Annotated in this window: 8 protein-coding genes; all 8 read left to right on the plus strand. The window is 72.4% G+C overall.

Features of this window, described 5'->3' with window-relative positions; all coding sequences use genetic code 11:
- Nucleotides 1–63 precede the first annotated feature (63 nt).
- The 8 genes from fmt (at nucleotide 64) to ACEZHJ_RS05810 (ending at nucleotide 8,741) form a co-directional block, all read left to right on the plus strand.
- Complete coding sequence (fmt, locus tag ACEZHJ_RS05775; protein WP_375036322.1) at nucleotides 64–993, plus strand: methionyl-tRNA formyltransferase; 930 nt, start codon at nucleotides 64–66, stop codon at nucleotides 991–993.
- The gene (gene rsmB / locus ACEZHJ_RS05780) at nucleotides 977–2,308 is read left to right on the plus strand and encodes a 16S rRNA (cytosine(967)-C(5))-methyltransferase RsmB (RefSeq protein WP_163139287.1); all 1,332 of its coding nucleotides are present in this window, start codon (nucleotides 977–979) and stop codon (nucleotides 2,306–2,308) included. Before fmt ends, rsmB begins: the two co-directional genes overlap by 17 nt.
- Nucleotides 2,293–2,868 carry a DUF4390 domain-containing protein gene (locus ACEZHJ_RS05785; protein WP_163139286.1) on the plus strand — a complete coding sequence of 192 codons (576 nt, stop codon included), beginning with the start codon at nucleotides 2,293–2,295 and terminating at the stop codon, nucleotides 2,866–2,868. The genes rsmB and ACEZHJ_RS05785 overlap by 16 nt, the downstream gene beginning before the upstream one ends.
- The gene (locus tag ACEZHJ_RS05790; protein ID WP_205599761.1) at nucleotides 2,847–5,066 is read left to right on the plus strand and encodes an ATP-binding protein; all 2,220 of its coding nucleotides are present in this window, start codon (nucleotides 2,847–2,849) and stop codon (nucleotides 5,064–5,066) included. The genes ACEZHJ_RS05785 and ACEZHJ_RS05790 overlap by 22 nt, the downstream gene beginning before the upstream one ends.
- The gene (locus ACEZHJ_RS05795) at nucleotides 5,063–6,403 is read left to right on the plus strand and encodes a sigma-54 dependent transcriptional regulator (RefSeq protein ID WP_163139285.1); all 1,341 of its coding nucleotides are present in this window, start codon (nucleotides 5,063–5,065) and stop codon (nucleotides 6,401–6,403) included. The genes ACEZHJ_RS05790 and ACEZHJ_RS05795 overlap by 4 nt, the downstream gene beginning before the upstream one ends.
- A gap of 7 nt (nucleotides 6,404–6,410) precedes the next feature.
- The gene (gene trkA, locus ACEZHJ_RS05800; RefSeq protein ID WP_163139284.1) at nucleotides 6,411–7,787 is read left to right on the plus strand and encodes a Trk system potassium transporter TrkA; all 1,377 of its coding nucleotides are present in this window, start codon (nucleotides 6,411–6,413) and stop codon (nucleotides 7,785–7,787) included.
- Nucleotides 7,788–7,870: 83 nt separating this feature from the next.
- A complete protein-coding gene (locus ACEZHJ_RS05805; RefSeq protein ID WP_259202216.1) occupies nucleotides 7,871–8,185 on the plus strand; it encodes a tetratricopeptide repeat protein in 315 nt (104 codons plus the stop codon).
- A gap of 79 nt (nucleotides 8,186–8,264) precedes the next feature.
- A complete protein-coding gene (locus tag ACEZHJ_RS05810; protein WP_163139283.1) occupies nucleotides 8,265–8,741 on the plus strand; it encodes a hypothetical protein in 477 nt (158 codons plus the stop codon).
- Nucleotides 8,742–8,982 lie beyond the last annotated feature (241 nt).

The raw sequence follows: 8,982 nt of genomic DNA on the forward strand, positions 1-8,982 counted from the left end.
GGCGCCCGCCGATCCGGACCCGCCTACTCCACGGCCATACGCCCACTGCGAACGGGAGCAGCATTGCGAGTCGTCTTCGCCGGTACCCCCGATTTCTCCGTTCCCGCGCTGACCGCCCTGGTCGAGGCGGGGTTCAACGTGGTCGCCGCCTATACCCAGCCGGACCGCCCGGCCGGGCGGGGCCGGCGCCTGCGGCCGTCGCCGGTGAAGCAGGCGGCACAGGCGCACGGCATCCCGGTGTACCAGCCGGAGAGCCTGCGTGACGCCGATGCCCGCGCCACCCTCGCCGCGCTCGAGCCGGACGTCATGGTGGTGGTGGCCTACGGGCTGATCCTGCCCCGGACAGTGCTCGACGTCCCCGTCCGTGGCTGCCTCAACATCCATGCCTCGCTGTTGCCGCGCTGGCGCGGTGCCGCCCCCATTCAGCGCGCCCTGCTCGCCGGCGATACGCATACCGGCGTGTGCATCATGCGCATGGCCGCCGGGCTCGACACCGGGCCGGTGATCGAGTGCGAGGCGACCCCCATCGGCGCGGAGGATACCGGCGGCAGCCTGCACGACCGCCTCGCCGCCATGGGCGCATCCCTGATCGCACGGGTGCTGCCGGACTGGGTCGCCGGGCGCCTGCCGGAGCGGCCACAGCCGGAGGACGGCGTCACCTATGCGGACAAGCTGGAGACTGCCGAGACCCGGATCGACTGGCACGAGCCCGCGGCGGCGATCGAGCGGCGTATCCGCGCCTTCGACCCGTGGCCGGTGGCGCGGACCCGCCGGGGCGACGGCGAGCTGCGGCTCTGGCGTGCAGAGGTGCGGCCGGACCGGGCGGACGTGCCGCCGGGGACCGTGATCGCCGTTGCCCCCGGGGGCGTCGATGTCGCCACCGGTGACGGCGTGCTCCGCCTGCTGGAGGTTCAGGCCCCGGGGCGCCGGCGCCAGCCGGTGGCCAGCTTCCTCAACGGTGTCGGGATCGAGGCCGGTGAGCGGCTCGGCTGAGACCGGCGTCGCCCCCCGCCGCGCCGCTGTGGAGGCGGTGGCCGGGGTGGTGCTCCACGGCCGGTCACTGGCCCGCGAGCTGCCGGCCCTGGAGGCGGGGCTCGGTGCCGCCGATGCCGCCCTTGCCCACGAGCTCGCCTACGGCAGCCTGCGCTGGTACCGCCGCCTGCAGGCGGTGGTGAACGCCCTGCTGAGCCGGCCCCTGAGACCCCGGGACCGGATCCTGGAGCCGCTGCTGGTGGTCGGGCTCTACCAGCTCGAGCACACCCGCGTACCGCCCCATGCCGCGGTCTCCGCCACCGTCGCGGTCACCAGCGCCCTGGGCCGCCGGCGCGCGGCGGGGCTGGTCAACGGCTGCCTGCGGCGTTTCCAGCGCGAACGCGAGCGGCTGCTGGCACGGGCCGACCGGGACCCGGCGGTCGCCGCGGCGCTGCCGGAGTGGCTGGACGCGGCGATCCGCTCGGACTGGCCCGAGGCCCGGGACGCGGTCGCCGCCGCCTGCCTGGCGCGCCCGCCCATGACCCTGCGGGTGAACCGCCGTCGCACCACCCGCGAGGCCTACGCCGCCCGGCTGGTCGCCGCCGGTATCACCGCGCGGCCACTGCAGGGGCTGGCGGAGGCACTGGTGCTGGACGCACCGGTGGCGGTCAACGCCCTGCCGGGGTTCGCGGAGGGCGAGGTGTCGGTGCAGGACGGCGCCGCACAGTTCGCCGCCGGGCTGCTCGCCCCCGCCGCCGGGGATCGCGTGCTCGATGCCTGCGCCGCCCCCGGGGGCAAGACCGCGCACCTGCTCGAACGCGGCGAGGACCTGTCGGTGCTGGCGCTGGACAGCGACGCCGGCCGTCTGGAGCGTGTCGGCGGAACCCTGGCGCGCCTCGGGCTGACCGCGCGCCTGTGTGCCGGGGATGCAAGCCACCCCGAGACGTGGTGGGATGGGGGCCGTTTCCAGCGCATCCTGCTGGACGCGCCGTGCTCGGGGACCGGGGTGATCCGCCGTCACCCGGACATCAAGTGGCTGCGGCGGGCCGCGGACATCCCGCGTCTCGCCGGGACCCAGGCGGCGCTGCTGCGCGCGCTCTGGCCGCTGCTTGCCCCGGGTGGGCGGCTGGTGTACGCCACCTGCTCGCTGCTGCACGCCGAGAACGAGGCGGTGGCCTCGGCCTTCGCCGCCGGGACCGCGGATGCGCGGGTCGTCGCGCCGGGGCTGCCGGCGGGGCGAGCCACCGGCGTCGGTCATCAGCTCCTGCCGGGGGAGGGCGGGATGGACGGCTTCTACTACGCCTGCTTCGACAAGTCGCCATGCGCCGGTGGCTGAGCGCCGCCGCGCTGGCGCTGGCACTGGTGTGTGCGGTACTGCCGGCGGCGGTGTCCGCCGCCGACGGCCACGTGCGCATCCGCGCCGGCGAGCTGAACCTGCGCGACGGCGTGTGGTATCTCGATGCGCGCATCGACTACCGGCTGAGCGACGCCGCCCGCGAGGCGCTGCGTAACGGCGTCGCGCTCCAGCTCCGGCTGGACGTGGAGGTGCTGCGCCCGACGTGGTGGGGGCTGTGGGAGGCCACCCTGGTCAGCCGTTCCCACCGCTACCGCCTGCAGTACCATGCACTGAGCGAGCGCTATGTCCTCCTGCCCCTGGACGAGGGCGAGCCGCGCAGCTTCCGGACGCTGGCGCGGCTGCTGGCGGCGGCCGGCGACATACGGGACGTGACGGTGGTGCGCGCGGCGCGGCTGGACCCGGACGTGCGCTACACCGTCGCCGCCCGCGCGGCCCTGGACACGGACGCACTGCCCCGGCCGTTGCGTTCCATGGCCTATCTCTCCCCTGAGTGGCAGCTGGAGAGCGACTGGCGGCGATGGCCATTGCAGGGTTCCTGAAACGGCTCAAGAGCGAGGGCGCCGTACGGCTTGCGCTGTGCGTGGCGCTGCTCGTCTCGCTGTATCTGCTCAACGCCGCGACCGAGAACTCGGCGATGTTCGGCCAGCTCTACAGCTGGCTGCTGCTGTTCAACGCGGTCGCGCTGGTGGCGCTGGTCACCGTCATCGGCGTCAACGTCTGGCGGCTGGTGCGCTCGCTGCGCGAGGCGCGCCCGGGCAGCCGCCTCACCGGGCGGATCATGGCGCTGTTCGCGCTGCTCGCCGTGGTCCCCGGCCTCATCGTCTACGCCTTCTCCATGCAGTTCCTGCGCAGCGGCATCGACAGCTGGTTCGACGTGCGCGTGGAGCAGGCCCTGGACGATGCCCTGAGCCTGTCCCAGGCGTCGCTGGACCTGCGCATGCGCGACCTGCTCAAGCGCGTGCAGTCGGCGGCCGACGAGCTCACGACCGTGCCCGAGGGCACCATGACCTTCACCATCGGCGACCTGCGCGAGCGCATGAACGCCGCGGAGCTCACCCTGTTCGGCAGCAACGGCCGGATCATCGCCTCCAGCACCCGCGATACCGAGAGCATCCTGCCCAACCGGCCGGAGGACGAGGTCCTGCTCCAGCTCCGTCAGGGCCGGCCGTACGTCAGTCTCGATCCCATCGAGGGCAGTGGCCTGAATATCCGTGCCGCGGTGCCCGCGCCCAACCCGGCGCAGCCCCAGAACCCGCGCTTCCTGCTCGCGCTGTTCCCGATCTCGCCGCGGCTCAACGAGCTCGCCGGGGACGTGCAGCAGGCATTCGCGCAGTACCGTGAGCTCGCCTACCTGCGCGGCCCGCTCAAGGACAGTTTCATACTCACCCTCTCGCTGGTGCTGCTGATGTCGCTGCTGTTCGCCGTGTGGTCGGCGTTCTACCTGGCGCGGCGGCTGGTTGCGCCGATCAGCGGCCTCGCCGAGGGCACCCGGGCCCTCGCCGAGGGCGACTACGGCACCCAGCTCCCGGACGGCGGCCGCGACGAGCTCGGCTTTCTGGTGCGCTCGTTCAACGAGATGAGCCGCCGGGTGGCGCAGTCGCGGGACGAGGCCCGCCGCGGCCAGGTGCTGGCGGAGGCCCAGCGCGCCTATCTGGAGACGGTGCTCGGGCGGCTGTCCTCGGGGGTGCTGGCGCTGGACCAGTACGGTCGGCTGCGGACCTACAACCAGGCGGCGGTGGACATCCTCTCGGTGCCGCTGGCCCAGGCGGCGGGCGGGCGGCTGCGGGTGCTGGTCTCCAATCATCCGGCGTTCGAGCCGTTCGTGGAGCTGGTGGAGGCCCGCTCCGCCGCCGGCGGCGGCGAGTGGCGCGAGGAGTTCACCCTGGATACGGACGAAGGCCGGCGCATGCTCATCTGCAGCGGCGCCGCCCTCCCCGGGGGGCGCACCGCCGGCGGCCACGTCATCGTCTTCGACGACGTCACCACCCTCATCCAGGCCCAGCGCGACGCCGCCTGGGGCGAGGTCGCCCGGCGTCTCGCCCACGAGATCCGCAATCCGCTCACGCCCATCCAGCTCTCCGCGGAGCGGCTCCAGCACAAGCTCAGCGACCGCCTGGAGGCGGAGGACGCCGAGCGCCTGGAGCGTGCCACGCGCACGATCATCCAGCAGGTGGACGCGATGAAGGCGATGGTCAATGCCTTCTCCGAGTATGCCCGTCCGCCGCGGCTGAGCCTCGTGGACGTCGACCTCAACGCCCTGGTCCAGGACGTGGTCGAGCTCCACCGCGGTGACGACACCACCGAGGTGGCCTTCACCCTGGACCTGGCCGGGGACCTGCCGACGCTGCGGGCGGACCCGGGCCGGCTGCGCCAGCTGCTCAACAACCTCATCCGCAACGCCCTGGAGGCGGCGGACGGCGAGGGGCGGCCGTGCCGGCTCACCGTGACCACGCGCACGGGGACCGGGCGCTACGCCGGCCAGGTGGAGCTGTGCCTCACCGACAACGGCCCGGGCTTCGCCGAGGCGGTGCTCGATCAGCTCTTCGAGCCCTACGTCACCACCAAGCCCCGGGGTAGCGGGCTGGGGCTCGCCATCGTCAAGAAGATCGTTGAGGAACATAATGGGCGCATATCCGCCCGTAACCTGCGCGACGGCGCCCGGATCACCGTGCGTCTGCCGGTGGCCGGGGAGCCGCACCGGGCGCTGGTGCGCAGCACTGTCGAGGAGAGGGGATGACGCACGCCAGAGTCCTGGTAGTGGACGACGAGCCGGATATCCGCGAGCTGGTCGAGGAGATCCTGGCGGACGAGGGCTACGAGGTGGCCACCGCGCAGAGCGCCGCACAGGCACGCGAGCGCCTCGCGGAGGCCGCCCCGGACCTGGTCCTGCTCGACATCTGGATGCCCGAGGAGGACGGGATCTCACTGCTCAAGGAATGGGTTCGCGCCGGCGGGCCGGCCTTCCCGGTGGTGATGATCTCCGGGCACGGCACCGTCGAGACCGCCGTCGAGGCCACCCGCCTGGGGGCGGTGGACTTCATCGAGAAGCCCCTGTCGCTGGGCAAGCTTCTCGCTACCGTCGAGCAGGCGCTGGCGGAGCATCCCGGTGCGCCGGCGACCACGGAGGCGCCGCAGGTGGTCGCTCCGGTGGGGCGCAGCCAGCTCATGGTGCGGCTGCGCGAGCAGGCCAACCGCCTGGCCCGGGCGCGCTCGCCGGTACTGGTCACCGGCGAGGCCGGCAGCGGGCGCAAGACCCTGGCGCGTTACATCCACGGTCTGCGTGCCCAGCCGGGCCCGCTGGTGGAGTTCGTGCCGGCGAACGCGGCCGGGGAGTCGATGTCCGAGGCGCTGTTCGGCCGCCACGGCGGCCGGCCCGGGCGGCTCGAGGCCGCCGCCGGCGGGACGCTGGTCATCGATGAGCTCGACGACCTGGATGAGGCCGCTCAGACCCGCCTCACCGCGGTGCTCGACGCCGGGCACTTCCAGCGTATGGGCGGCGGCGAGTCCGTGTCGCTGAGCTGCCGCGTCGTCGCCGTGGCCAGCCTGGAGCTGGAGGCGGCGGTGCGGGCCGGACGTTTCCGCGAGGAGCTGTTCTACCAGCTCAATGTCGTGCCCGTGGTGGTGCCGCCGCTGCGCGACCACGTCGAGGACATCCCGGAGCTGGTGGCCTTCTTCGTCGACGACCTGGTCGAGCGCGAGGGTCTGGTCTACCGCCGTTTCACCGTGGCCGCCCAGAACCGCCTGCGCAATCACCTCTGGCCGGGCAACGTGCGCGAGCTGCGCAACCTCGTCCAGCGGCTGCTGCTGCTCGGCGACGGCCTGGACATCGACGTCGACGAGGTCGACCGCGTGCTCGCCGAGCGCGCCCAGAGCGGCGAGTCGACGGGCACGGAGCTGTGGCTGGACCTGCCCCTGCGCGAGGCCCGCGAGGCATTCGAGCGGGCCTACCTGCAGCGCCAGCTCCGGCGCGCGGAGGGCAGCGTCGCCCAGCTCGCGCGGCTGAGCGGCATGGAGCGTACCCACCTCTACCGCAAGCTGCGCGCGCTCGGCATCGACCCGAAGGAAGGGGGCTAGTCAGGCGATGAAGATCATCATCCTCGGTGCCGGCCAGGTGGGCAGCACCGTCGCACAGAACCTCGCCCACGAGGACAACGAGATCACCGTGGTGGACGTCGACCCGACCGTCCTCCAGGAGCTCCAGGACCGGCTCGACCTGCGCACCGTCACCGGCAGTGCCACCTACCCGGACGTGCTCGCCCGCGCGGGCGTGGACGATGCGGACATGATCATCGCCGTGACCGACTCCGACGAGGCGAACATGGTCGCCTGCCAGGTCGCGGACACGCTGTTCAACACCCCGACCAAAATCGCCCGGGTGCGCGCGGTGGAGTATCTGTCGTGTCCGCAGCTGTTCTCGCCGGACGCCCTGCCCATCGACGTCATCATCAGCCCGGAGCAGCTGGTCACGCAGTACGTCAAGCGCCTCATCGAGCACCCCGGTGCGTTGCAGGTGCTCGACTTCGCCGGCGGCAAGGTCCGCCTGGTGGCGGTGCGGGCCTACTACGGCGGGCCGCTGGTGGGCCAGGAGCTGCGGACCCTGCGCGAGCACATGCCCGGCGTCGACGCCCGGGTTGCGGCGATCTTCCGGCGGGGCCGGGCGATCATCCCCGAGGGTGACACGGTGATCGAGGCCGGCGACGAGGTCTTCTTCGTCGCCGCGCGCAAGAATATCCGCGCGATCATGAGCGAGCTGCGCCGCCTGGAGAAGCCGGTCAAGCGGCTGATGCTCGCCGGCGGCGGCAACATCGGCACCCGTCTGGCGCAGTCCCTGGAGGGGCGCTACCAGACCAAGATCATCGAGCGCGACCCCCAGCGCTGCCGGCTGGTCTCGGAGCTGCTGCAGAAGACCATCATCCTGCGCGGTGATGCCGCCGACGAGGACCTCCTCCTCGAGGAGAACATCGAGAACACGGACGTCTTCTGCGCGCTGACCAACGACGACGAGGCCAACATCCTCTCGGCCATGCTCGCCAAGCGCCTGGGCGCGCGCACGGTCATGGCGCTGATCAACCGCCCGGCCTACGTCGACCTCATCCAGTCCAGCGAGGACATTGACGTCGCGATCTCGCCCCAGCACGCCACCATCGGCAGCCTGCTCGCGCACATCCGCCGCGGTGACGTGGTCAACGTCTACAGCCTGCGCCGGGGGGCCGCCGAGGCCATCGAGGCGGTGGCCCACGGCGACGCCAACAGCTCCTCGGTGGTGGGCCGGCGCATCGACGAGATCCGCCTGCCCCGGGGCACCACCATCGGCGCGATCGTGCGCGGCGAGTCGGTGATCATGGCCCACCACGACACGGTCATCGAGTCCGAGGACCACGTCATCCTCTTCCTGGTGGACAAGAGCCGCCTCGGCGACGTCGAGAAGCTCTTCCAGGTGGCGGTGACCTTCCTCTAGGTGCCCGGCGTTGGCGGCCGGCTTGACCCGCCGCCGCACCGGCCCCAGTTCAACCAGCACACCCGGCGATCACTGGTGGGCCCATGGACACCGAGTCACTCGAGCGCATGATCGACAGCGGGCGGGACAGCGCGATGCTGCGCCTGACCCTGGGCAACGCCTATGCCCGCGAGGGCGACCGCGAGGCCGCCGAGCGCCACCTGCGCGAGGCGGTGACCATCGACCCGCAGTATTCCGCCGCCTGGCGTGCGCTCGGCCGGCTGCAGGAGCGCGGCGGCGACCGCGACGCCGCGCTGGCGAGCTATCGCGAGGGGCTCGCGGCGGCACGGGCCAACGGCGACATGCAGGTGGTCCGCGAGCTGGAGGTGCGCGTGCGCCGTCTCGACGGCCCCGAGTGAAGCGTGCCCGGCGCCGCGTTGACTACACTGGTGAAAACGGCGGATCCCCGTTACACATCGACGCAGAGGGAGCGAGAGCATGGACTGGCAGAAGCAGATGGAAGACGCGATGAGCGGCTGGACCGAAACCCAGCGCCGGCTCTGGGATCAGTGGTTCGAGGGGATGCGCAGCGCCGGGCTCGGCGGGCCGGCGGCGGATGCCCAGAAGCAGCAGATCGAGGCATGGCAGAAGGCCGTCGAGGAGGCGCTGGAGCGCCAGCAGCAGTGGATCCGCAGCCTCTCCGGCGGCGGTGGCAACACCGATCCGGGTGACTGGGGTGCCCAGATGCAGCAGATGATGCGTGCCTGGACCGAGACCCAGAGCGAGCTGTGGCGCAGCTGGCTGGCCCGCATGGAGGAGATGCAGCCCGCGGTGCGTGACATGCCGTGGTACCGCAACGCCCGGGACGTGCTCGATGCCTGGGAGCAGGCCGGTGAGCAGGCGGGCAAGGCCGCCGGCACGTCGAAGTCCGGGCGGTCGTCCGGCAAGTCCGGTGGCGGGGGCAGCTCCAGCTAGCCGGCAAGGTCGGAGCCAGCGTTTTCGCGGAGGTGTCGTTGACGGCCCAGGGGCGGGGTCGCCGAACCCGGGGGCAGTGCCGCTGGTGTGGGGGGGGGGCCGCGGGCCCCACCCCAACCGCCTCCGGGGGGTTTGTGGGCTTATTCAGCCCCCCCCACAACCCGCGGTTGGGACCGGTTTTTTTTCTACCCGGCCCGGGGGCGTTTAACCACACCTCCGCGAAAACGCTGGCTCCGACCTT

The sequence above is a fragment of the Arhodomonas sp. KWT2 genome (assembly GCF_041949875.1).
GTDB classification, from domain to species: Bacteria; Pseudomonadota; Gammaproteobacteria; order Nitrococcales; family Nitrococcaceae; genus Arhodomonas; species Arhodomonas aquaeolei.

Excerpts from the sequence above, each read along its gene's own strand:
- ACEZHJ_RS05810 (WP_163139283.1), top strand. The coding sequence starts at position 8,265 with ATGGACTGGCAGAAGCAGATGGAAGACGCGATGAGCGGCTGGACCGAA.
- ACEZHJ_RS05785 (WP_163139286.1), top strand. The coding sequence starts at position 2,293 with ATGCGCCGGTGGCTGAGCGCCGCCGCGCTGGCGCTGGCACTGGTGTGT.
- trkA (WP_163139284.1), top strand. The coding sequence starts at position 6,411 with ATGAAGATCATCATCCTCGGTGCCGGCCAGGTGGGCAGCACCGTCGCA.
- ACEZHJ_RS05790 (WP_205599761.1), top strand. The coding sequence starts at position 2,847 with ATGGCCATTGCAGGGTTCCTGAAACGGCTCAAGAGCGAGGGCGCCGTA.
- ACEZHJ_RS05805 (WP_259202216.1), top strand. The coding sequence starts at position 7,871 with ATGGACACCGAGTCACTCGAGCGCATGATCGACAGCGGGCGGGACAGC.
- ACEZHJ_RS05795 (WP_163139285.1), top strand. The coding sequence starts at position 5,063 with ATGACGCACGCCAGAGTCCTGGTAGTGGACGACGAGCCGGATATCCGC.